This is a genomic window from Tistrella mobilis (genome assembly GCF_039634785.1).
Classification (GTDB): Bacteria; Pseudomonadota; Alphaproteobacteria; order Tistrellales; family Tistrellaceae; genus Tistrella; species Tistrella mobilis.
Genome location: NZ_JBBIAB010000017.1, coordinates 85,289 through 108,746 on the forward strand (window position 1 = coordinate 85,289; position 23,458 = coordinate 108,746).

General features: G+C 67.9%; 15 protein-coding genes and 2 CRISPR repeat arrays. Of the genes, 7 read left to right on the plus strand and 8 right to left on the minus strand.

Going from position 1 to position 23,458, the window contains the following annotated elements; translation table 11 throughout:
- Positions 1-108 precede the first annotated feature (108 nt).
- On the minus strand, positions 109-588 hold the full coding sequence (locus WI697_RS20805; protein WP_062762051.1) for an Lrp/AsnC family transcriptional regulator: 480 nt from the start codon (positions 586-588) through the stop codon (positions 109-111).
- Between the two features lie 151 nt (positions 589-739).
- On the opposite strand from WI697_RS20805, the gene WI697_RS20810 reads away from it, so the two are divergent.
- Positions 740-1,525 (plus strand): acetoacetate decarboxylase family protein, encoded by a 786-nt coding sequence (locus WI697_RS20810; RefSeq protein ID WP_345959808.1) that lies wholly within the window; start codon positions 740-742, stop codon positions 1,523-1,525.
- Positions 1,526-1,545: 20 nt separating this feature from the next.
- Here WI697_RS20810 and WI697_RS20815 read toward each other — a convergent pair whose 3' ends face one another.
- On the minus strand, positions 1,546-2,682 hold the full coding sequence (locus tag WI697_RS20815) for a CaiB/BaiF CoA transferase family protein (RefSeq protein ID WP_345959820.1): 1,137 nt from the start codon (positions 2,680-2,682) through the stop codon (positions 1,546-1,548).
- A 135-nt stretch (positions 2,683-2,817) separates the two neighbouring features.
- Positions 2,818-4,419, minus strand: a complete 1,602-nt coding sequence (locus WI697_RS20820; RefSeq protein WP_345959809.1) for a GGDEF domain-containing protein — start codon at positions 4,417-4,419, stop codon at positions 2,818-2,820.
- Between the two features lie 305 nt (positions 4,420-4,724).
- On the opposite strand from WI697_RS20820, the gene WI697_RS20825 reads away from it, so the two are divergent.
- From WI697_RS20825 to WI697_RS20845, 5 genes are all read left to right on the plus strand, one after another.
- On the plus strand, positions 4,725-6,392 hold the full coding sequence (locus tag WI697_RS20825; protein ID WP_345959810.1) for an AMP-binding protein: 1,668 nt from the start codon (positions 4,725-4,727) through the stop codon (positions 6,390-6,392).
- A gap of 3 nt (positions 6,393-6,395) precedes the next feature.
- Complete coding sequence (locus WI697_RS20830; protein WP_345959811.1) at positions 6,396-9,728, plus strand: acetyl-CoA carboxylase family protein; 3,333 nt, start codon at positions 6,396-6,398, stop codon at positions 9,726-9,728.
- Between the two features lie 104 nt (positions 9,729-9,832).
- A complete protein-coding gene (locus WI697_RS20835) occupies positions 9,833-11,047 on the plus strand; it encodes an ABC transporter substrate-binding protein (protein ID WP_345959812.1) in 1,215 nt (404 codons plus the stop codon).
- A 106-nt stretch (positions 11,048-11,153) separates the two neighbouring features.
- Positions 11,154-11,933: a TetR/AcrR family transcriptional regulator gene (locus tag WI697_RS20840; RefSeq protein ID WP_345959813.1), complete on the plus strand. Its 780-nt coding sequence runs from the start codon at positions 11,154-11,156 to the stop codon at positions 11,931-11,933.
- 612 nt (positions 11,934-12,545) lie between these two features.
- A CRISPR array of direct repeats spans positions 12,546-12,839; the repeat unit is 32 nt; unit sequence GTTTCAATCCACGCACCCGCGAGGGGTGCGAC.
- A gap of 307 nt (positions 12,840-13,146) precedes the next feature.
- Positions 13,147-14,358: an MFS transporter gene (locus tag WI697_RS20845; RefSeq protein WP_062763518.1), complete on the plus strand. Its 1,212-nt coding sequence runs from the start codon at positions 13,147-13,149 to the stop codon at positions 14,356-14,358.
- On the opposite strand, the gene WI697_RS20850 is transcribed toward WI697_RS20845, so the two are convergent.
- The 5 genes from WI697_RS20850 to WI697_RS20870 all read right to left on the minus strand — a co-directional run bounded on the left by WI697_RS20850 (position 14,307) and on the right by WI697_RS20870 (position 21,276).
- A complete protein-coding gene (locus WI697_RS20850) occupies positions 14,307-15,575 on the minus strand; it encodes a M20 family metallo-hydrolase (protein ID WP_345959814.1) in 1,269 nt (422 codons plus the stop codon). The genes WI697_RS20845 and WI697_RS20850 overlap by 52 nt on opposite strands.
- A 97-nt stretch (positions 15,576-15,672) precedes the next feature.
- Positions 15,673-16,554 carry an alpha/beta fold hydrolase gene (locus WI697_RS20855; RefSeq protein WP_345959815.1) on the minus strand — a complete coding sequence of 294 codons (882 nt, stop codon included), beginning with the start codon at positions 16,552-16,554 and terminating at the stop codon, positions 15,673-15,675.
- Between the two features lie 17 nt (positions 16,555-16,571).
- Entirely contained in the window at positions 16,572-17,705 is a 1,134-nt protein-coding gene (locus WI697_RS20860; RefSeq protein ID WP_345959816.1) for a pyridoxal phosphate-dependent aminotransferase, read from the minus strand.
- Positions 17,702-18,553 carry an SDR family oxidoreductase gene (locus tag WI697_RS20865; protein ID WP_345959817.1) on the minus strand — a complete coding sequence of 284 codons (852 nt, stop codon included), beginning with the start codon at positions 18,551-18,553 and terminating at the stop codon, positions 17,702-17,704. Before WI697_RS20865 ends, WI697_RS20860 begins: the two co-directional genes overlap by 4 nt.
- A gap of 1,700 nt (positions 18,554-20,253) precedes the next feature.
- Complete coding sequence (locus tag WI697_RS20870; RefSeq protein ID WP_296715093.1) at positions 20,254-21,276, minus strand: ABC transporter substrate-binding protein; 1,023 nt, start codon at positions 21,274-21,276, stop codon at positions 20,254-20,256.
- 258 nt (positions 21,277-21,534) lie between these two features.
- Here WI697_RS20870 and WI697_RS20875 point away from each other — a divergent pair, with 258 nt between their 5' ends.
- Positions 21,535-22,947, plus strand: coding sequence for an amidase (locus WI697_RS20875; protein ID WP_345959818.1), 1,413 nt, complete (start codon positions 21,535-21,537; stop codon positions 22,945-22,947).
- 31 nt (positions 22,948-22,978) lie between these two features.
- Positions 22,979-23,331: direct repeats of the CRISPR family, unit length 31 nt; unit sequence GTTTCAATCCACGCACCCGCAAGGGTGCGAC.
- Positions 23,332-23,458 lie beyond the last annotated feature (127 nt).

Below are 23,458 nucleotides of genomic sequence, written 5' to 3' on the forward strand. Positions count from 1 at the left end.
GCCAAGGCTTCGGGCGTCGCCTGGCAAAGTCGTTCCAACGTTGTTTACTTTCGCGTAAAGATGATACGTGTCCCCGGCACGGAACCGGCGCCAACGGTCCGAGGGCGGTCACCCCGCCCGCGGCAGCGGCAGGGTGCCGGGTGCCTTGATTTCGCGCAGGACCAGGCTGGAATGCATTTCGCGGATGCCGGGCAGGCGGCGGACCACGGTCATGGCGAAGCTGCCGAAGGCATCCAGATCGGCGGCGACGACCTGGAGCAGGAAATCGGCCTCGCCCGTGATCGCCCAGCAGGCCGTCACCTCGTCCAGGCGCATCACTTCGGCCTCGAACAGCCGGGCCTCGGCTTCGGAATGCACGCCGATGCGGGCGCGGACGAAGGCCTGCACGCCCAGGCCCAGCCTCCGGCGATCGAGCTGCACGCCATAGCCGCGGATCACGCCCAGTTCTTCCAGCCGCCGCACCCGGCGCCAGCAGGGCGAGGGGGAGAGGCCGACCGCCTGGGCCAGATCCTGATTGCTCATCCGGCCATCGCCCTGAAGGGTGCGCATGATCCGGATGTCGGCGGCATCGAAGCTGATCTCGGGCATGATCCGTCCACAGGATAAGGAGATGGCGGCAGGATCTTGCGGGATTGATGACTTCAGGGGCAAGCCTGGCACACAGCTTTCCGGCAAAACGCGTTACACTGTGCGCATCCGGTGATTGTTGCCGGGGATCATTGCCTGAAAGTTGTCTGCCATGCTCCGTGGCTTCACGCCCCCGTATACCCCCGACGGCCGTTCCTCTCTGGTGCCGGCGCCGCCCTGGCATTATGCCGGCACGGTGCTGTCCATGGCCTGCCCGACCGATCCGGCGGCCGCCGCGCGCTTCCTGCCCCAGGGGTTCGGCCGCGCGACCGGGCGGATCATCGCCCATGTCTGCGAATGGCAGGCGACCACCGACGGCTGGGAACTGCTCGACCCGGTCAATGCCCAGTACCGGGAATTCATCCTGCTGGTCGAGGCGGAGCGCGATGGTGCCGCGGTCAATTTCTGCCCGATGATCTGGGTCGATCAGGACATCTCGCTGATCCGCGGCTGGCTGCAGGGCTGGCCCAAGAAACTGGGCCAGGTGTGGATGACCCGGTCTTACGGGCTGGACCATCCGGCCGCCGCCCCGCTCCGCGCCGGCACCCGGATGGGGGCGAGCCTGGCGGTCAAGGACCGGCGGCTGGCCGAAGCGGCGATAACGCTGGATGGCGGCGAGGGCCAAGCCCTGGGCTTCCTGGCCGGGCCGACCTATGGGCTGGTGGGGGCGCCGTCGATCATCGGCGAACCGACGGCCGGCGCGCTCCGCCTGGTGTTGCCGGGCATCACCGGCCGCGTCGCCGGGCCGATGGCGTCGGGCACGGCGGAGCTGCGCTTCTTCGACGCGCCGCGCGACGAACTGGCCGCCCTCCGCCCCACCGGGCCGGCGGTGGCGGCGATCGGCAATGTCGCGATCACCGTGACCGGGGCGACCGGGGTGGGCGTGGTGGCGGGGTAATCCCGCCACCGGATCATCCTTCAGGCCGCCGCGCCGGAGGCCTTCAGCGCCGCGATCTCGTCGGCCGAAAAGCCCCAATCGGCCAGGCCCTGATCGGTATGGGCGCCGGGAGCCGGCGGCGGGGTCGGCCGGCCTGGTGCCGTGCGGCTGAAGCGCGGCGCCGGGCCCGGCTGAACCACGCCATCCACCTCGATGAAGGTGCCGCGTTCGCGATTATGCGGGTGCTCGGGTGCTTCAAACATCGACAGCACCGGGGCGAAGCAGACATCGCTGCCTTCCATCAGGCTGCACCACTCGTCGCGGGTCTTCGTCTTGAACACCTCGACCAGCCGGGCCTTCATCCGCGGCCATTCCGCCTTGTCGTTCTGGGCAGCGAATTCGGCCGGGTCGAGCCCGGCCAGGCGGATCAGCTCGGCATAAAACTGCGGCTCGATCGAGCCGATCGAGACATGCCTGCCGTCGGCGGTTTCATAGGTGTCGTAGAAATGGGCGCCGCCATCGACCAGATTGGCGGAGCGGCGATCATCCCAGCTGCCGGCGGCGGCCATGCCGTACATCATGGTCATCAGGCTGGCGGCGCCGTCGATCATGGTGGCGTCGACCACCTGGCCCTTGCCGCTGCGCCCGGCTTCAATGAGCGCCGCCATCAGCCCGAAGGCCAGATAGAGCGCACCGCCGCCGAAATCGCCGACCAGGTTGAGCGGCGGCACCGGCTTGTCGGGCCCGCCGATCGCATGCAGCGCACCCGACATGGCGATGTAGTTGATGTCGTGGCCGGCCACCTTCGCCAGCGGCCCGGTCTGGCCGAAACCGGTCATGCGGCCATAGACGAGCTTCGGGTTGCGCGCCAGGCAGATATCGGGGCCGAGGCCGAGCCGTTCCATCACGCCGGGGCGGAAGCCCTCGGTCAGGATGTCGGCGCTTTCCACCAGCTTCAGCACCGCGGCGACGCCTTCGGGCTTCTTAAGGTCCAGCACCACCGAGCGCTTGCCGCGGTTGGAGAGATCGAATTTCGGATCGAAGAGCCCGCTGCCGGTCGCCCGCTCGATCCGCAGCACATCCGCGCCCAGATCGGCCAGCAGCATGGCGCAGAACGGCCCCGGGCCGAGGCCCGCGATCTCGATGACCCTGATCCCCTGAAGCGGACCCATTCCCAGCCTCCCTGTCGGTTGCGGCGCGTCGCCCTGGATGTTTGCGGCGTATGATTGAGGCGATCGGCCCGGATCCGCAACCCCTTTTATCGACCCATGGGTTTCTTCCTGTCCCACGGGTCAGGCTCGGATCCCCCCGGGTCAGGCTCGGGCCGCCACCACCCGGTTGCGGCCGGCGCGCTTGGCCTCGTAGAGCATTTCGTCGGCAAGGCGCAGGGCGGTGCCGATATCGGTCGCGTCTTCGGGCAGCACGGCGACGCCGGCCGAGATCGTCACATGGCCCGCCGGATCGATCCGTTCCCGCGCCACCGCCTTGCGCAGACGCTCGGCCACGGCGACCGCCGCCGCGGATGACAGCCCCGGCAGCAGCAGCAGGAATTCCTCGCCGCCGGTGCGGCAGACGAGATCGGTGTCGCGCGCAGTCTGCCGCAGGATCAGCCCCAGCCGGCGCAGCACCGCATCGCCGACCTCGTGTCCCCAGCTGTCGTTGACCTGCTTGAAATGGTCGATATCGACCGCGATCGCCGCAAAGGGCCGGGCCTCGGCCCGCCACACCTCCAGAACCTCGTCCAGGCCGCGGCGGTTGATCAGCCCGGTGAGCGGATCGGTGCGGACGTCGCGATCCAGCCGGCCGATCCGGGCCTGGAGCAGGCCGATGCCGATCAGCATCGCCCGCTTGATCTGCCGCGCCTCCACATACCATGAGCGGACCCGCTGGATACGATCGGCGGTGCCGGGGGCGTCCATCTGGCGGGCGCCGTCGGCAAGCTGGCCCAGGGGCCGGGAAATCGCCCGGGCGAACCACCAGATCGCGACCAGGGTGACGAGCGCCGCCGGCGCGCTGTTGGCGGCCACCCGCCACATCAGCCCTTCGAGCGGCGCCAGCGTTACCGCAACCGGCCGCTGCGCGACCACCCCCCAGCCGGTGGCCGGCACCGGGGCATAGCCCGCCAGCATGTCGACGCCGCGGCTGTTGACCACTTCGCGGCTGCCGCTGGCACCGGCGATCGCGGCCTCGATCACCGGGTTGCCCGAGACGGCCTCGCCGATCCGCGCGGCTTCGGGGTGATAGAGCAGCGTGCGCCCCTGATCGACGACATAGAGATACGAGCCGTCGTCATAGTGATGCGTGCCCAGCAGCACGTTCAGGATGTTGCGCTCACGCAGATAGATCGTGCCGCCGATATAGCCCAGATAGCGGCCGTCGGCCGCGAAGACCGGCTGCGAGATCACCACCAGCATATTGCCGGTGATCGCCATATAGGGTTGGCTGACCAGGGGCCGGCGCTGTTCCAGCGCCTCGCGCGCCGCCAGCGAGCGCAGATAGCGCCCCTTGATCTGCAGGGCCTCGGGCGAGGTGGCGCGCACGATCGCCCCGGCATCGACGATGGCGACCGAGTTGAAGCTGTGGGTCTGCAGCCGCAGACGTTCGGCCTCGTCGAGCAGCAGGTTTTCATTGTCGAAATCGCGGGCAACGATGCCCGCGCTGTAGGCCAGCTGCTGCTGGGCCTCTTCGATGAAATTCTGCGCGGCTTCGGCCAGCTTGGCGGCATAGGCGTGGTTGGCCTTCAGCGTGGTGTCGATCAACACCTGGCGCTGGACCAGATAGCTGGAATAGAAGCCGTTGGCCAGCAGCACCCCTGCCGCCGCCACCGCCAGGGCGACGATCATCCGCTGCAGATCGACACGGAACAGCAGCCGGGCCAGGCTGCGCCCTCGGGGAAGCGGATGGATCTGGGGCATGGCGGCCGGACCTCGTTGTCGTCACGCATCGTCAGGCGTGCTCCAAGGGGGGGAGGAACAGCCGTGCGGCACTCTACCCCAGACATGTCGGCGACGGTTTCGCAAATTTCGCATGGCCCCGGTTGCGCCACGGGAAGCGGTTGAGTCTGAAAACGATTTCAGCGCGCCATGCGCGACGATCCCGCCGACCGACGGCCGCGGGCACCAAAGCGGCGCGGCGGTCGATTCAGTTATTGAATAGAGCTATTGATTTATGCACCATCATCCCGACGGCACCGTTCAAGAGCTGCCGCACGGGAGGAAACATGCCGGACCATACGCGCCTTCAGGGCCGCGCAGATTGTGTGCTGCCCGATCTTTTGGATCGCCGCGCCGCGGACACGCCCGATGCCGCCTTTGTCGTCTTCGCCGATGGCCAGGGTCGGCCGGAGCGCGAAGGCTGGAGCTATGCGGAGATGCGCGCCCGTGTCCGCGCCATGGCTGCCGCCCTCCAGTCTCTGGGGGTGAAGCCCCGCGACCGGGTGGTGGTCTGGCTGCCCAATGGCGGCCTGTACCTCACCGCCTGGTTCGCGATCAACTATGCCGGCGCGATCTATGTGCCGATCAACACCGCCTGTAAGGGTGGCATTCTGGAGCATGTGATCCGGGTGTCGGAGGCGCGGCTGGTGATCACCATCGCGGCGCTGGCCGACCGCCTGGTCGGCATCGACACCAGCGCCGTCGACCGGGTGGTCGTGGCCGATGCCGCCGATGCATCCGCTGCCGCGGCGCGGCTGCCCGCCGCCCGGGGGATCACCTGGCTGGGGGCCGACGCGCTGGAGAGCACGGCCTCCCCTGCCCCGCTCTCCGAACCGGTCGAGCCCTGGGACACCCAGTCGATCATCTACACCTCGGGCACCACCGGGCCATCCAAGGGCGTGCTGTCGAGCTATGCCCATCTGCATGCGATGGGCACGGCACTGGTCTCGGATCCGCGGCGGGTGCCGTTCCTGGGCGCCGGCGACCGGTTCATGGTCAATCTGCCGCTGTTCCATGTCGGCGGCACGGCCCCGGTCTATGCCATGCTGGCGCTGGGCGGCTCCATCGCGCTGGTCGAGGGCTTCGACACCAGGAGCTTCTGGCCAGCCGTCCGGCAGAGCGGCACCAGCTGCGTCATCCTGCTGGGGGTGATGGCGGCCTTCCTGCTGAAGGATCAGGGCGAGGGCGCGGCACGGGGCAGCCCCCTTGCCCATGTCATCGCCATTCCGCTGACCGAAGAGGCCATCGCCTTCCGCAGGCGCTTCGGCGTGACGCTGCATACGCTGTTCAATATGAGCGAGGTGTCCTGCCCGCTGATCGCGGAGGAAAACCCCGAGGTGGTGGCGAGCTGCGGCCGGCCGCGCGACGGGGTGGATGTGCGGCTGGTCGATGCCCATGACCGGGCGGTGGCACCGGGCGAGGTGGGCGAGCTGGTGATCCGCACCGACCTGCCCTGGCAGATGAGCCACGGCTATTCCGGCAATCCTGAGGCGACGGCCGCCGCCTGGCGCAATGGCTGGTTCCACACCGGTGATGCCTTCCGGGTGGATGATCAGGGCAACTGGTTCTTCGTCGACCGCTTCAAGGATTCGATCCGCCGCCGCGGCGAGAACGTCTCGTCCTTCGAGGTCGAGGCCGAAATCTGCGCCCATCCCGCCGTGCGCGAGGCGGCCGTGGTCGCCGTGCCGGCCGCCGACAGCGAGGACGAGATCCTGGTCGCGCTGTCGCTGGCCGAGGGTGCCAGCCTGGAGCCGGCGGCGCTGATCGATCATCTGCGCCCGCGGATGGCGCACTTCATGATCCCCCGTTATGTCCGTATGCTTGCGGACCTGCCCAAGACGCCCACGAACAAGGTCGAAAAGTACCTGATCCGCAAGGCGGGCGTCACGGCAGACACATGGGACCGCGAGGCCGCCGGCATCGTGGTGAAACGCGACAAGATCGGGCAGTTCTGACAGATGACCTCCCCCTCCTCCCCCTCTTCTCCCCTCTTCCGCCGCATCCTGATCGCCAATCGCGGCGAGATCGCGATCCGGATCGCGCGCGCCGCCGCCGAGCTGGGCATTCCGACCGTGGCCGTGGCCCCGAAGGATGATGCCCGGTCGCTGCACACGCGCCGCGCCGATCAGGCGGTGGAACTGCCGGGCGTCGGTGCCGCCGCCTATCTGGACGGCCAGGCCGTGATCCGCGCGGCGCTGGAAACCGGCGCCGATGCGATCCATCCGGGCTATGGCTTCCTGGCCGAGAATGCCGGCTTCGCCCGCGCCTGCGCCGAAGCGGGGCTGACCTTCATCGGCCCGAAGCCCGAAGCGCTGGACCTGTTCGGCGACAAGGGTGCCGCACGGCGGCTGGCGGCAGAGACCGGCGCGCCGCTGGCCCGCGGCACGGCCCATGCCACCACGGAAGACGAGGCCCGGCGCTTCCTGGAGAGCCTGGGCGACGGTGGCGCGATCATGATCAAGGCCGTGGCCGGCGGCGGCGGCCGCGGCATGCGGGTGGTGCGTGCGGCATCGGAGCTGGCCGAGGCCTGGACCCGGGCAGGCGCCGAGGCGCTGGGCGCCTTCGGCTCGGATGCGCTTTATGTGGAAGAGCTGATCCAGCCGGCGCGGCATCTGGAAATCCAGGTGCTGGGCGATCTGGGCGGGCGGGTGATCCATCTGCATGAACGCGAATGCAGCCTGCAGCGCCGGCATCAGAAGCTGGTGGAGATCGCGCCGCTGCCCGGCCTCGACCCGGCGTTGAAGGCGCGGATCGCCGAGACCGCGGTGGCGCTGGCCAGGGCCGGCGGCATCCACACGCTGTGCACCTTCGAATTCCTGATCGACGGCCGCGACCCGACCGGGCAGCGCTTCGTGTTCATGGAGGCCAATCCGCGGCTGCAGGTGGAACACACCGTCACCGAAGAGGTGACGGGCGTCGATCTGGTCCAGACCCAGATCGGGCTGGCGGCCGGGTTGAGCCTGGCCGAGCTGGGCCTGCGCGACGGCCGCCTGCCCGAGCCCGAGGGTGTGGCGGTGCAGCTGCGGATCAATATGGAGAAGATCGGCGCCGATGCCGTGGCCGTGCCCGCGGGCGGGGTGATTTCGGCCTTCGAGGTGCCGGGCGGGCGCGGTGTCCGGGTCGAGACCTTCGGCTATGCCGGCTATGCAACCTCGCCCCATTACGACTCGCTGCTGGCCAAGCTGATCGTGCATGTGCCGGGCAACCGGCTGGATCTGGCGCTGGACCGGGCCCGCCGGGCGCTGGCCGAATTCCGCATCGAGGGCGTGGCGACCAATATCGGTTTCCTGCAAAGCCTGATCGCCGACGAGGCGGTGCGCGCCGGGCGCTTCGACACCGGCTATATCGGCGCCCATGCCGCGCGGCTGGCCGAAACCGCCGACAGCCATCCGAAGCTCTGGGTGGAAAGCAGCGGCGGCGGGGCCCTGAAAGCAGCGAGCGGGCCGGTCGCCCCCGAGGGCACCGAGGCGGTGGCCGCCCCGATGACCGGCCGGGTGGTCGCGATCGAGGTGACGCCCGGCGATGTCGTCCGCCCCGGCACGGTGGTGGCGATCATCGAGGCGATGAAGATGGAACACACCATCACCGCGGGCCGGGCGGGCATCGTGCGCGCGCTGGCCGTGGCGGTGGACGAGACCGTCTATGGCGACCAGCCGGTGCTGTTCATCGAGCCGGGTGACTTCGAAGGCGCCGCGGAAGAGGAGACGGTCGAGGTCGATCTGGACCATATCCGCCCCGATCTGGCCGCGATCCTGGAGCTGCATGACGAGTTGACCGATGCCCGCCGGCCCGATGCGGTGGCGCGGCGGCGCAAGACCGGCCAGCGCACCGCGCGCGAGAATATCGAGGATCTGGCCGATCCCGGCAGCTTCATGGAATACGGCGCGCTGGCGCTCGCCGCCCAGCGCAGCCGCCATGATTACGAGACGCTGAAGAAGATGAGCCCCGCCGACGGGCTGGTGGCGGGGGTGGGCTCGGTGAATGCCGGGCTGTTCGGGGCGGAGCGGGCGCGCTGCATGCTGCTCTCTTACGACTACACCGTGCTGGCCGGCACCCAGGGTTTCATGAACCACAAGAAGATGGACCGCATGTTCCATCTGGCCAATGACTGGGCGATGCCGCTGGTGGTGTTTGCCGAGGGCGGCGGCGGCCGGCCGGGCGATACCGACCATGTCGGCGTGGCGGGGCTGGACGTGCCGACCTTCAAGCTGCTGGCGCAGATGAGCGGCAAGGCCCCGACGGTGGCCGTGGTCTCGGGCCGCTGCTTCGCCGGCAATGCCGCGATCGCGGGCGTCTGCGACGTGATCATCGCCACCCGCAACGCCAATCTCGGCATGGGCGGCCCGGCCATGATCGAAGGCGGCGGACTTGGCGTCTACAAGCCTGAAGAGGTCGGGCCGATGGATGTTCAGGTGCCGAACGGCGTGGTCGACATCCTGGTCGAGGACGAGGCCGAGGCGGTCGCCGCCGCGAAGAAATACCTGTCCTATTTCCAGGGGCCGGTGGCCGACTGGGCGGCGGCCGATCAGCGGCAACTGCGCAACGCCATCCCCGAAAACCGGCTGCGCGCCTATGACGTGCGCAAGGTGATCGAGCTGGTCGCGGACACGGGTTCGGTGCTCGAACTCCGGCCCGATTACGGCATCGGCATCATCACCGCCCTGATCCGGATCGAAGGCCGGCCGATGGGCCTGTTCGCCAACAATCCCCGCCATCTGGGCGGCGCGATCGACGGCGAGGCGGCCGAGAAGGCCGCGCGCTTCCTGGATCTCTGCGAGGCACATGGCCTGCCGGTGCTGTCGCTCTGCGACACGCCGGGCTTCATGGTCGGCCCCGATGCCGAGAAGACCGCGCTGGTCAGGCGGGTGTCGCGGATGTTCGTGGGCGGCGCCAATATGACCGTGCCGATGTTCACCATCGTGCTGCGCAAGGGCTATGGCCTGGGTGCCCAGGCGATGGCCGGCGGCAACATGCTCTCCCCCGCCTTCACCGTGTCGTGGCCGACCGGCGAGTTCGGCGGCATGGGGCTGGAAGGGGCCGTGCGCCTGGGCTATCGCCGCGATCTTGAAGCCATCGCCGACCCGGCGGAGCGCGATGCGCTCTACCGCAAGCTGGTCGATGCGCTCTATGCCAAGGGCAAGGCGTCGAACATGGCGGCCTTCCTTGAAATCGACGGCGTGATCGACCCTGCCGCCAGCCGCGACTGGGTGCGGCGCGGCCTCGACGGCTTCCCGGTGCCGCCGGCACCGGCGGCAGGCGGCAAGCGGCGGCCCTTCATCGCCACGCGCTGAGCCGAAAGACTCCCGGCCGGCGATGCCCGCAAAGACGGGCACACCGGCCCTCCCCCCCAACGACCATCCCCGGCGCAAAGACCGGGATCGGGAGGAAAAATCACATGCGCAGGATATCAAAACCCGCCGCGGGGCTCGCGGCGGCACTGGCGGTGCTGTGCCAGATGGCCGAGGTGCAGGCAGCGGATGCCGTCAAGATCGGCGTGCTGACCGACATGTCGTCGGTCTATTCGGATTTCGGCGGCAAGGGATCGGTGATCGCGGCCGAACTCGCGATCGAGGATGCCGGCGGCAAGGTGCTGGGCCAGCCGGTCGGTCTGGTGTCGGCCGATCATCAGAACAAGGCCGATATCGGCGTCACCGCGGCGCTGAAATGGTTCGACGACGAGGGCGTGCAGGCGCTGTTCGACGTGTCGAATTCCGGCATCTCGCTGGCGCTTCAGGACGTGATCATGAAGCGCGACAAAATCGCGGTGTTCTCGGGCGCCAACAACAAGAGCCTGACCGGCGACAAATGCACCACCAATGGCCTGATCTGGGGCTATGACGGCTATGCGCTGGCCAAGGGCAATGTCGAGGGCATCTTCAAGAGCAATCCCGGCAGTTCCTGGTTCTTCCTGACCGTCGACTATGCCTCGGGCCATGGGCTGGAAGGCGACACGATCAGCGTGATCGAGAAGATGGGCGGCACGGTGAAGGGTGCGGTGCGCTTTCCGCTCGGCACCAATGATTTCAGCTCTTTCCTGCTTCAGGCGCAGGGCTCGGGCGCAGACGTGATCGCGCTGGTGGCCGGTGGGTCGGATGTCCGCAACATGATCAAACAGGCGGATGAATTCGGCATCGCCCAGGCCGGCCAGCGGATCGCGCCCCTGTTCTTCACCGTCAACGACATCCAGGGTCTGGGCCTCGATGCCACCCGGGGCATGCCGGTGGTGGCCGATTTCTATTGGGACCAGACCGACGGCACCCGCGCCTTCGCCGAGCGCTTCAAGGCCCGCCACGGCAAGGTGCCGACCGATGTGCAGGCGACCGTCTACAGCTCGGTCCTGCATTATCTGAAGGCGGTGGAGGCCGCAGGCACCACCCGGACCCAGGCGGTGCTGGCGAAGATGAAGGCGATGCCGGTCAACGACTTCATGACCGACGGCGCCACCATCCGCGCCGACGGGCGGCTGATGCGCGACATGTATTACTTCGAGGTCAAGAGCCCGGCGGAGTCCAAATATCCGCTCGACTATCTGGCCCAGAAGACCACCATCCCCGGTGCCGAGGCCTACCGTCCGGCGGCGGAAAGCGACTGCCCGCTGCTGAAGCCGTGACCGGACCGGCGTCCCGGTCCGGCCCGGTGATTTCGGGCTGGGCCGGCGCGCCGGACGGGGCTATGGTCCAGGCGCTGAACGATGTTCGAAACATGGTAAGAGGGTGATGGCGAGCCAGGAGAACGACAACCGAACATCGGCGCCAAAACCTGCGCGCACCCGCAAGACGAGCACCGCCGCCCCGCGCCGCCGCCGCCAGGGCCGGCCGCCGCTGGGCGATGCCGGGCCCGATGCCACCCGCAACGCCCTGCTCGATGCCGCCACGAAACTGTTCGCGCGGCTTGGCTACGAGCCGGTGACCACCGGCGCGATCGCGGCCGAGGCGGGGGTGACGCAGTCGATCGTGCATTACCATTTCGGCTCGAAGCAGAAGATCTGGGAGGCGGCGATCGACCGGCTGATGGCCGAACGCATCGCCTTCTATGAGAACCTCGTCGAAAAACCCGGCGGCATGGACCCGCTGACCCGACTGAAACTGCTGACCAAGGGCCTGGTCTATGCCAACGCCCACAACCCCGATTTCGCCCGGGTGACGGTGCACGAGGGCTCGGTGCCGGGCGACCGCATGCACTGGCTGGTGGAAAGCTATATGAAAACCGCCTTCGACAAGTTCGAAGGCGCGATCCGCGACGCCATGGCGGCCGGCGCCATCCGCGAGATGCCGCTGCGCGACGTGACCCTGATCATCGTCTTCGGCGCCTCGCTGATCTTCACCTTCTCGGGCATGATCGAGCGCATGTACGGCACCCCGCTGACCGACCCCGAGGCCGCGACCTCTTATGCCGACAGCTTCATCGACATCGTGTTCAACGGGCTGAAACCGGATGGCGCACCGGGGGCGGCGCCGCTGCCGTTTCGGGTGCCGGGGCAGCCGGCGCAGGGATGACGGGCCGTTCAGAATCAGACGTCGTCTGCCACCACCACCCGCCGGCGCGGCCGCTTCGCGCCGTGTCGCGGCCCCCGGCAGAGCGCACAGGAACATGGCCGGCAATGCGTCGCCGCGTTGCGCCCGACCGCACGCGCGGAAAACCCCTGCGGATCCGTATCGGGAAACCACAGCGCCATAATCCGCCGCGCCTTCGCCTTGCGGCGTTCGACATCATGCCGGCGTCGGGCACGCATGGCGGTGCCTCCCTGGTGGCTGAGGTGGCGCTGGCCGGGCCTCTGAGGAGAGCCCCCGTCACCCGGCATTCATTTCGGATCCCGTACTGACCGGCATCCGTCAAACATTTATACGTCATTCCGGCGAAGGCCGGAATCCAGGTTCGTCCCCGCATGAAGAACGCCGAACGACCTGACGCCGACCCCGATCGAGGGCTCCACCTCAGTGGCTGACGGCGCGGTCCCCACAGATGATCCCTGTCCATTCCCGTAAAGACCCACCTGGATCCCGGCCTTCGCCGGGATGACGGGATTTTCTTTCAGAGACAATCGGTTGGGCCTGATTGTGCTTCAGGCAGATGAGCGGGCTGACGCAGCGGCCCCTTCACAGGGGGCGCTCTCGATCCACGCACCCGCAAGGGGTGCGACGATGATCCGCTGGGCTGCCAAGAACCTCACTCAGGTTTCAATCCACGCACCCGCGAGGGGTGCGACACGATATCCCAGGGGGTATATGTGCCGCTGAGGAGTTTCAATCCACGCACCCGCGAGGGGTGCGACCAACACCGCGTCCGCCCATGCCCAGCGGAGTCCGTTTCAATCCACGCACCCGCGAGGGGTGCGACGCGACATCCTCAGCCGTGCAAAGCTCGGGCGCAGTTTCAATCCACGCACCCGCGAGGGGTGCGACCCACCCCCTTTTAATACCCTGATTCGACACTGGAAAAAAGCCGATTTGCGCGAACCTCCAGGGGTACCATGCTGATGCATGTGTGCCGCGTCATGGAAAATTCTTATCTATTTGAAAAGTAAAGGAAAACTCTCTGCGCGAACCTCCCGGGGATTTTACGGGAGCTTGGGGTTCGCGTAAAGGGCCGGTTCGGGACGATTCAGTCTGGCATCTGATGACAAACTGATCGTCCTGTATGGCGGATTATCGATCCGGGAGGACAGGGCCATCCTACCGGCCGAGATGTCCTTCCGCTCCGGAGTTCGCCATGCCTCCCGCCTTGTTTGCCCTGACGATTGCAGCTTATGCGATCGGCACCACTGAATTCGTCATCGTCGGGTTGTTGCCGACGGTGGCGCAGGATCTGGGGATCGACCTGCCTGCGGCCGGGTTGATCGTCAGTGTCTATGCCCTGGGCGTCACCTTCGGGGCGCCGGTTTTGACCGCGCTTACCGGCCGTGCCGCGCGCAAGCCCTTGATGTTGGGGCTGATGGCGCTGTTCATCGCCGGCAATGGGCTGGCCGCGCTGGCGCCGGGTTACGAGGTGCTGCTGGTCGCCCGCGTGCTGTCGGCCTTCGCCCATGGGGTGTTCTTTTCGGTCGGCGCCACCATTGCCGCCGATCTGGTGCCGGAAAACCGGCGGGCCTCGGCGATTGCGATGATGTTTGCCGGGCTGACGGTGGCGATCGTCACCGGCGTGCCGCTCGGCACCTGGATCGGTCAGCATTTCGGCTGGCGCGCGACCTTCCAGGCCGTGGCGCTGATCGGTGCGGTTGCGCTCGCCGGCATCGCCGCCCTGCTGCCGCGCGATCTGCCCCGCGCCGCCCCTGCCCGGCTGGTCGATCAGGCGCGGGTGCTGGGCTCGGGCCGGCTGCTGCTGGTCTTCGCGATGACGGCGGCCGGCTATGGCGGCACCTTCGTCACCTTCACCTTCCTGGCGCCGATCCTGGAACAGGTGACCGGCCTCACCAATGGCGCGGTCAGCCTGGTGCTGGTGCTCTACGGCGTGGCGATCGCCATCGGCAACCTGGCCGGCGGCCGGCTGGCCGACCGCAACCCGGTCAGGGCGCTTGCCTGGCTCTTCGCCGCCCAGGCCGTGGTTCTGCTCGCCTTCAGCTTCACGGCCGTCTCTGCGGTGCCGGCCCTGGTCACCCTGGCGGCATTGGGTTTCCTGCAATTCGCCAACGTGCCGGGCCTGCAACTCTACGTGGTGAAGCTGGCCCGCATTTACCGATCAGACGGGGTAGACGTCGCCTCGGCCCTGAACATCGCCGCATTCAATCTGGGCATTGCCGCCGGTGCCTGGATCGGCGGCCGGGTGGTGGCCTCGTCGCTGGGGCTGGGCGCCACGCCCTGGGTCGGCGCGCTGATCACCCTGGCAGCCTTCGCCCTCACCCTCTGGAGCGGCGCGCTGGACCGGCGCGCCGGCTACCCCGCCAGCTCCGCCAGCAAGGCCGCCAGAACCCGGGCGCCGGCGTGAAGATGCGCGGGTTCCGCCCGCTCGGTCGGGTGGTGGCTGATGCCCTGGTGGCAGGGGATGAAGATCATCGCCGTGGGTGCGATGGCGTGCAGGTGCCTTGCATCGTGCCCGGCCGCCGAGGCAAGGTCCATGACCGGATGGCCCAGCACCGCGGCAATGTCGCGGATCCGGTCGCGCAGCGCTTCGGGAAACACCAGCGAGGGCGCGTCGACCAGCGGTTCAACCACCACCTCGCAGCCGCCGGCCAGTTCGGCGCAGAGATCGGGGATGGCCGCGCCGAAGCCCTGCATCAGCCCGGTGTCGAAATGGCGCAGGTCGATCGAGAACACAACCTTCGCCGGCACCACCGAGGGTGCGTTGGGCGAAACGGTGAAGCGGCCGAAGGTCAGCATCAGATCGTCGGCGGTGCTGCGCGCGATGGCATGAAGGCGCTGCACCATGGCACTGGCCGCGATCAGCGCATCGCGCCGCTCGGCCATCGGCTTTGTGCCGGCATGGGCCTCTTCGCCGGTCACCGTCACGCGATAGGTCTGCTTGCCCTGAATGCCGGTCACGGCGCCGACCACCCGGCCCTCGGCCTCCAGCACCGGGCCCTGTTCGATATGGGCCTCGACATAGGCCTCGACCGGCTGGCCCAGCTCGCGCACGGGCACATCGGGGAAGGCTAAGTTCACGGCGGCCAGCGCCGTGGCGACGCTGACCCCGTCGGCATCGCGCACCCCCAGAATCTCGTCCAGCGGCCGCACGCCCGCGAAGGCTTCCGATCCCATCATGCCCGGGGCGAAGCGCGATCCTTCCTCGTTCATCCAGGCCACCGCCTCGATGCTGCGCCGGGGCACATGTCCCGCATCGCGGATCGCTTCCAGCACCTCGAAGGCGGCCAGCACGCCGTAAATCCCGTCGAAACGGCCGCCGGTCGGCTGGCTGTCCATATGCGAACCCGACAGCACCGGCGGCAGATGCGGCTCGCGCCCCTGCAACCGAAAGAACAGGTTTCCAGCCGGATCGGTTGCAACGCCGAAACCGCGGGCGCGGGCGATGCCGATCAGATGGGCGCGGGCCTCGATCTCTTCGGCCGACAGCGCCTGGCGGTTCACCCCGCCATCGCTGCGGGCGCCGAAGCGGGCCAGCTCCATATGCCGCTGCCACAGCCGGTCGCCATTTACATGCCCCAGAATGCGTTCCGCCTCCAGCGTGATCTCGCGACCGCTCGGCATGTATCCCTCTCCCGTTTCCCTGCGCCAGTCGGTGCGGCGGCGCCAGCTCTCCGCCGGCGCCGCGCCACCCGCCCCGCCGCCATCGCCCGACATGGTCTTACGAGGTTTTCATGATCTGCGCCGGCTCGGCGCGCGGGTCGCGGGCCGTCCAGCGTCCGGCCTCGACCATGGCGATGAACTCGGCCAGCAGCTGGTTGAACAGCGCCGGCTCTTCCAGGTTCAGCGTATGGCCGGTTTTGGGCAGCACCGCCAGCCCGGCGGCCGGCAGGGTCTTCTTCATGAAGATGCCCGGCTGCAGGCAATGATCATCCTCGTCGCCGACCACGATCAGCGCCGGCACGGTGCAGGCGCGGATCCGCTCTTCCAGATCGTAGATCGACGGCCGCCGCGCCTGAACGCCGCTCATCGTATTGGCGGCGCCGATATCGGAATGCTCGGCCAGGCGGTCGGCGAAATCCTGCCAGCCGCGCGGATCCTTGTTCTGGAACTGCACCCGGCTGGCGCCCAGCGCATAGGTCTTGGAGAATTCCTTCGCCCCCAGCGTCCGGAACCGCTCCGCCACTTCCAGCGAAACGCCGCGGAAATAGTCTTCGAACTGCTTCTCCGCCCCATAACCGGCCCCGGCGATGGTCAGCGACAGGGCGCGTTCGGGGGCCATCAGGCCGAAATGCAGGGTCGCGAACCCGCCCATCGACAGGCCGACGATATGCGCGCGGTCAATGCCCAGATGGTCGAGCACGGCCAGCGCATCGGTGACGGCAATCTCCTGCGAATAGGCCTCCACATCCATCGGAATATCCGAAGGCGCATAGCCGCGGGCGGAATAGGTGATGCAGCGATGCCGGCGCGCGAAGAACTGCATCTGCGGTTCCCAGGCGCGATAATCGCCGCCGAATTCATGGATGAACAGGATCGGCGTGCCGGTTCCCGCCTCTTCGACATAAAGGCGGGTGCCGTCGGCAGCTGTTGCATAAGGCATCGGGCTGGCCCTTCCGGTCAGAACAGCGGCGGGATGTCGGTGCGGGTCTTCGCGCGCGCCGCCATCTGGGGCAGCAGGGCGCAGAAGGCTTCCACCCAGGCGGTCGGCACGGTGGTCGACACCTTGATGAAGCGGTCGCCGAAGCGCGGCGTATGATAGGTGCCCTGGCGGATCATGATCCCCGCGGTCTGAAACTCGGCCACCAGCGCTTCCGGCCGCAGCCCGGCCTCGATGCATTCCACCACCACGAAATTGCCGTGGGAGGGGTAGACCGGCATGGCGAAGCCCGGCAGAGCGTCGACCGCCTGTTTGATCAGCGCCTGGTTGTGGCGCTGGATCTGCTGCACCTCGGCCATCCATTCGTCCTTGACCCCAAGCCCGGCCAGCGCCGCCGCCTGGGCGATCACGCTGGCACCCAGGGGCGCGGTCGAAAACGGCGCGATCCTGTCCATCAGCTCGGGGTATGCGACCAGCGCACCCACGCGCATGCCCGCCAGCCCCAGCCATTTGGAGAAGCTGACCACCGTCACCGCGCCTTCGGGATAGATCATGCTGGCCGGCGTATGGCCTTCGGCGAAGTCGCGATAGGTGCTGTCATGGATCAGGATCGCGCCCACCTCGCGCGCGATCGCCGCGAAGGCGCCGATTTCCTCGGCGGTATAGGTGATGCCCAGCGGGTTGTTCGGGTCGACCAGATAGATGATCGCGGTCCGTTCATCCACCACCTCGGCCAGCCGTTCGGGGCTGAGGCGGAAATTCCATTCAGGGCCGTAGATCGGGATTTCGATCACCTCGGCGCCGTTCTGGGCGGCGAATTGCAGCGGCCATTTCCAGCCCGGATCGGTGGTGACGAAGGTCGTGCCGGGCCTGGCAAACGCCCGGCAGATCAGCGCCAGCGCCGCCACGGCGCCGTCGGTCACCAGCGCCTGGGCGCCGGGCAGCCGCAGATCGGCGACGATCGCCGCCCGCAGCGCCTCCATGCCGGCGGGCGGCGCATAGGCGTGGAAATTCTCGGCATCCACGGCGGCATGCATGGCGGCGGCCACCGCCGGATGCTGGGGCACGTGATTGGTGTTCTGGCCCAGCCATTTCAGCTCGGGGTCGGAAAACAGCCGGTCGAAATAGGCGTTCTTGGTATCGAGCAGGCTCACGCACCAGTCTCCTGAAAAGCGGGCTCCTGAAAGGCGGGGGCCGCGACCGACTTCCGGCCGCCATCCTTGATGATCGACCCGCGCGAGGCGATGCCGCCATCGATGGTCACGATCGTGCCGCTGACATAGCCGGCGCGGGGCGAGGACAGGAACACCATCAGATCGGCCACCTCTTCGGCCGTGGCCGGGCGGCCGCCGGGATAGCGGTCGAACAGCTCGCGCCAGCGGGTTTCGTCGCCGAACATGTCGACCGCGCGCCGCTTCATCAGCCGCACCATGCGGTCGGTTTCCACCGGCCCCGGGTTCACGCCCAGCACCCGCACGCCGTAATCCATGCTCACCCCGCCCAGCGCGCGGGTGAAGGCCATCAGCGCGGCATTGCCGGTCGATCCGGCGATATAATTGGCATCCCAGTTCTCGCCGGAATTGCCGATATCGTTGACGATCACGCCCGTACCCCGCGCCTGCATGCGGGCATACACCGCCCGGGTCAGCGAGATATAGCCGAAGACCTTCAGGTCGAAACCGCGGCGCCAGGATACATCATCCACCGCATCGATCGGGCCCGAGGGGATATTGCCGGCATTGTTGACCAGAATGTCGACATCACCCGCCGCATCGGCCAGCGCCACCATCTGCGCATCGCTCGACAGATCCATGGGGTAGATCGTCACCGCCACCCCGCATTCCGCCTCGATCGCCGCCTTCGCCTCGACCAGGGCCTCTTCCGAGCGGGCGGCCAGGTGCAGATCGGCACCCTCGCGGGCAAAGCTCCAGGCAGCGGCCAGGCCGATACCCTTCGATGCGCCGGTGATCAGAACCTTCTTGCCTTCAAGACCCAGCTTCACCGCTCAAAACCCTCATTTGGTACGCATGAGATGCGTTTGTGAATGCAATAACGCCACTATTGCATACGAATACCCGCAAGTCAAGAACCGTCGACCCACCCCATGCACCGCCCGTCCCCCTTCACGGCCTCGAAGGCCGGTCCGCCGCCGCCGCGCGGCTCTCTTCCCCCTCCCCCGTCATCCCCGCGAAGGCGGGGATCCAGGTCCGTCCCCCCACAAAGAACGCCGCACACCCGGGTCCGCCGTCGATGGCCGACATGACCGTCCACACCTCCGGCCGCCCGTCCATTCCCGTGGACGCCAACCTGGATCCCCGCCTTCGCGGGGATGACGGTGGTAGGGGCAGGGCGGGCCTGGGCAGAGGTGGCGCCCGACATGACCAGCCGACGGTGGTGGAAGCGGGGCGAAAACCGCAGGGCCTGCGCCTGACATGACCGCCCGATGGTGGTGGAAGCGGGGCGAAAACCGCAGAGCCGGCGCCTGCCATGACCGCCCGATGGTGGTGGAAGCGGGGCGAAAACCGCAGGGCCGGCGCCTGACATGACCGCCCGATGGCGGTGAAAGCGGTGCAAAAACCGCAGGGCCCGCGCCTGACATGACCGCCCCATCGCACCCGGCGCCCCTGTCCGGTCCCCTCCTCCGCCCACCTCCACACACCCTCCCTACCGTCATCCCCGCGAAGGCGGAGATCCACCTTCACGGCCCCGAAGGCCGCTTCAACGCCGCCGCCCGGCTCTCTTCCCCCTCCCCCGTCATCCCCGCGAAGGCGGGGATCCAGGTCCGTCCCCCCACAAAGAACGCCGCATACCCGGGTCCGCCATCGATGGCCGACATGACCGTCCACACCTCCGGCCGCCCGTCCATTCCCGTGGACACCAACCTGGATCCCCGCCTTCGCGGGGATGACGGTGGTGGGGGCAGGGCGGAGCTGGGCGAGGGTGGCACCTGACATGACCGCCCCATCGCACCCGGCGCCCCTGTCCGATCCCCCTTTCGCCCGCCTCCACACACCCCCTCTACCGTCATCCCCGCGAAGGCGGGGATCCAGGTCCGTCCCCCCACAAAGAACGCCGCATACCCGGGTCCGCCATTGATGGCCGACATGACCGTCCACACCTCCGGCCGCCCGTCCATTCCCGTGGACGCCAACCTGGATCCCCGCCTTCGCGGGGATGACGGTGGTGGGGGCAGGGCGGAGCTGGGCGAGGGTGGCACCTGACATGACCGCCCCATCGCATCCGGCGCCCCTGTCCGATCCCCCTTTCGCCCGCCTCCACACACCCTCTCTACCGTCATCCCCGCGAAGGCGGGGATCCAGGTCCGTCCCCCCACAAAGAACGCCGCATACCTGGGTCCGCCATCGATGGCCGACATGACCGTCCACACCTCCGGCCGCCCGTCCATTCCCGTGGACGCCAACCTGGATCCCCGCCTTCGCGGGGATGACGGTGGTGGGGGCAGGGCGGACCTGGGCAGAGGTGGCGCCTGACATGACCGCCCCATCGCACCCGGCGCCCCTGTCCGCTCCCCCTTTCGCCCACCTCCGCACACCCTCTCTACCGTCATCCCCGCGAAGGCGGGGATCCAGGTCCGTCCCCTCACAAAGAACGCCGCCCACCGGCCCCGCTGCCGGCAACCGCGGGGCGGCCCGACCAGGTGTTTCAACCTCGTCGGGCCGCGGGTGCATACAAGCCTCCGCCTCAGAGCATTTTGTCCGCCGCCGGCACCTTGTCCCAGAAGCTCTCGTCGAAGGCGGCCTTCAGGTCGACCGGTTCCTTCAGCGCGCCGAAGCCGACCAGGTCGGTCTGCACCTTCTCGATCGACGCCATGTCGAGCGCGCCGAGGCCTTCATCGGCGGCGCGGCCGGCGACCATCAGTCGTTCGATCTCGTCCAGCATCGCCTCCTGGTGCTTGCGCTCCAGGCCTTCCGCCGCGGCCATGACGATGTCGATCGCCTCTGCCTTGTGCTCAAACGCGTATTTCCAACCCTTGAGGGTGGCGTTCAGGAAGCCCTGAACCAGTTCCGGCTTCTCGGTCGCGATCTTTTCCGAGGTGATGAAGCTGTCCTGCTGGGTGGTCACGCCATAGTCATCGGGGGTGAAGACCGTCAGATCGGTGATCCCCTGCTCTTTCAGCGTGTTCAGCTCATTGTAAAAGGTGACGGTGGCGACGTCGAACTCACCCTCGACGAAGGGCGCCATCGAAACCGGCTGCGGAATGATGGTCAGCTCCGACTGTTTGATCTTTGCCGCCGCCAGCACCGAATACAGCGTGTATTGCGGGCCGGTGAACCAGGTCGCAACCTTCTTGCCCTTGAAATCTTCGATCGTCTTGATGCCGCTTGTCTCGCGCGCGACGAAGGCGAAGGGGGTCTTCTGCTGCGACATGCCGATGCAGATCAGCGGCAGGCCCTTGGCGCGGGCATGCAGCACCGCCTCGGTCCCGCTGCCCAGCCCGAAGGTGTCGGCGCCGGATGCCACCAGCGCCTCGGCATTCAGGTTCGGGCCGCCCGGGTTGATGGTCATGTCCAGGCCTTCGGCTTCATAAAAGCCCTTGGCCTTGGCGACATAGAACCCGGCGAACTGGGCCTGGGGCAGCCATTTCAGCCGCACCGACACCGCCTCTGCCGCATCGGCCGTGGCGGCGCCCCCCACGGGGCCGAACACCGCGGCGGCCGCCAGAGCAAGGGCCACCGCCCCCCGTTTCGCAATGCGCATATACATGGATCGAAGCCTTCCGGAGCAGTTTTTTATGGGCAAGGCGGGGGTTGTACGCACAGACCGGTCGTTGGCCGTGCACGCATGCCCACGCAATATGCATGCCATCCGTCGATATGCCGGAATCCCGCCAGCCTCGCATGCCTCACCGGCAATCACCCGCCTATTTTATGGGCAATGGCATTTTTTGAGCACGAAACAGGCATTCTTGTATAATAATGACATGCCCGCGCCCACAGACCGCTTCAGAGGAGCCGCAGCGGAATGTCGAGCCTGCACAGATTGAGCCTGGTCCGCCTGGCGGAAGAGATCCGCCGCGGTGCGATATCGCCGGTGGATGCGGTCCGTTGCATGATGGACCGGATCGCCGCCCATGACGGCGCGCTTCACGCCTTCGCCCATCTGAACGATGCGGCGCTGGATCAGGCGCGCCGGGCCGAGGCGGAGATCGCCGCCGGTCTGGTGCGCGGCCCCCTGCACGGCGTGCCGCTGGCGGCCAAGGATCTGTTCGACACCGCCGATATGCCGACGGAATTCGGCAGCCCGGTGCTGCGCGGCCGGCGGCCCCGGCGGGATGCCACCGTCATCGCGCGGCTGCGGGCCGCCGGCGCGATCATTCTGGGCAAGACCACCCTCACCGAGGGGGCCTATGCCGACCACCATCCGGATGTGGTGCCGCCGGTCAACCCCTGGGGGGCTGCGCATTGGACCGGCACCTCGTCCAGCGGGTCGGGTGTGGCGGTGGCCGCCGGGTTGATCTGGGGCGCGCTCGGCACCGATACCGGCGGCTCGATCCGCCTGCCCTCCTCATGCTGTGGTGTGACGGGGATCAAGCCGACATGGGGGCGGGTCAGCCGGGCGGGTGCGCTCGCCCTCGCCCCCTCGCTCGATCATATGGGGCCGATGACCCGCAGCGTTGCCGATGCCGTCACCCTGCTCGGCGTGATGGCCGGCGCCGACCCGCGCGACCCCACCGCATCACAACTTCCAGTACCTGATTATATGGCAGAACTCGCCAAACCGGTGCGGGGCCTGACCATCGGCATCGACCGCGGGCTGTTGAAGGCGCGGGCCGATGATCAGGTTCTGGCCTCGATCGAGCATGTGATTGAGGTGATGACCGGGCTCGGCGCGCGGTTCGTGGAGGTCACCCTGCCGCCGATAGAGCCGGCGCTGACCGGCTGGGCGGTGCAATGTGCGGTCGAGGCCGCCATCGTTCATCGCGAACACTGGTCGACCCGCGCGGCCGACTACGGCCCGCGCCTCGCCGCGCTGATCGAACGCGGCCACCGCCACACGGCGTTCGAACTGGCCGAAGCGCAGGAGCACCGCCGCGATTTCGCGGGGGCGATGGAGGCGCTTTACGCCGCCTGCGACGTGCTGCTGATCCCCGGCCTGCCGGTGGCGGGCCCGACGCTCGATTTCATGTCCGGCCTGGGCGAAGACCCGGCGGCGATCCTGGCGATCGGCCCGTTCACGGCCCCCTTCGACGTCTCGGGCCAGCCGACCATCACGGTCCCCTGCGGCACCAGCGAGAAGACCCGCGACGGCGGCGGCATCCCCCTCGGCTGCCAGTTCGCCGGCCCCCGCTTCGCCGAAGCCCTGATCGCCCGCACCGCCCACGCCTTCCAGACCGCAACCGACTGGCATACACGGCGACCGGAAGGCTATGCGTAACCCGCCACAACGCCATCCGATCCCGCCCGTGGCAGCAATCTACGCAGCGGCAAGGGTGCGACCCTTACAATTTCGGCGGCGCGGCGTGGCGAGCGGTTTCAATCCACGCACCCGCAAGGGTGCGACGGAAGTGGATTGTGAAGGGAACCGAGCGGTTCCTGTTTCAATCCACGCACCCGCAAGGGTGCGACCTGCTGCTGGCGCTTATGGTGCTGCCGCGCCAGGTTTCAATCCACGCACCCGCAAGGGTGCGACCGGTTTCCAGGTCGATGCCGGGGGTCAGCCTCAGTTTCAATCCACGCACCCGCAAGGGTGCGACCGACGCGGGCACTAGGGGTGAAGGGGTTCTTCACGTTTCAATCCACGCACCCGCAAGGGTGCGACAACGGGTCTAGTACTACAGTTGCGTTTTTAGGAAAGCCGTGATTCTCTGCGTTCCAGCATGGGGAGGCAGGGCCAATGACGGTTTCCGAGTGGTCAGGAACGCTGATCAAGTGGCAAACAGCGCTTG

Bases quoted from the DNA above. Each gene is read 5' to 3' on its own strand.
- WI697_RS20870 (WP_296715093.1), bottom strand. From the start codon at position 21,276: ATGTATATGCGCATTGCGAAACGGGGGGCGGTGGCCCTTGCTCTGGCG.
- WI697_RS20840 (WP_345959813.1), top strand. From the start codon at position 11,154: ATGGCGAGCCAGGAGAACGACAACCGAACATCGGCGCCAAAACCTGCG.
- WI697_RS20805 (WP_062762051.1), bottom strand. From the start codon at position 588: ATGCCCGAGATCAGCTTCGATGCCGCCGACATCCGGATCATGCGCACC.
- WI697_RS20855 (WP_345959815.1), bottom strand. From the start codon at position 16,554: ATGCCTTATGCAACAGCTGCCGACGGCACCCGCCTTTATGTCGAAGAG.
- WI697_RS20825 (WP_345959810.1), top strand. From the start codon at position 4,725: ATGCCGGACCATACGCGCCTTCAGGGCCGCGCAGATTGTGTGCTGCCC.
- WI697_RS20835 (WP_345959812.1), top strand. From the start codon at position 9,833: ATGCGCAGGATATCAAAACCCGCCGCGGGGCTCGCGGCGGCACTGGCG.
- WI697_RS20875 (WP_345959818.1), top strand. From the start codon at position 21,535: ATGTCGAGCCTGCACAGATTGAGCCTGGTCCGCCTGGCGGAAGAGATC.
- WI697_RS20830 (WP_345959811.1), top strand. From the start codon at position 6,396: ATGACCTCCCCCTCCTCCCCCTCTTCTCCCCTCTTCCGCCGCATCCTG.
- WI697_RS20820 (WP_345959809.1), bottom strand. From the start codon at position 4,419: ATGCCCCAGATCCATCCGCTTCCCCGAGGGCGCAGCCTGGCCCGGCTG.
- WI697_RS20810 (WP_345959808.1), top strand. From the start codon at position 740: ATGCTCCGTGGCTTCACGCCCCCGTATACCCCCGACGGCCGTTCCTCT.
- WI697_RS20845 (WP_062763518.1), top strand. From the start codon at position 13,147: ATGCCTCCCGCCTTGTTTGCCCTGACGATTGCAGCTTATGCGATCGGC.
- WI697_RS20850 (WP_345959814.1), bottom strand. From the start codon at position 15,575: ATGCCGAGCGGTCGCGAGATCACGCTGGAGGCGGAACGCATTCTGGGG.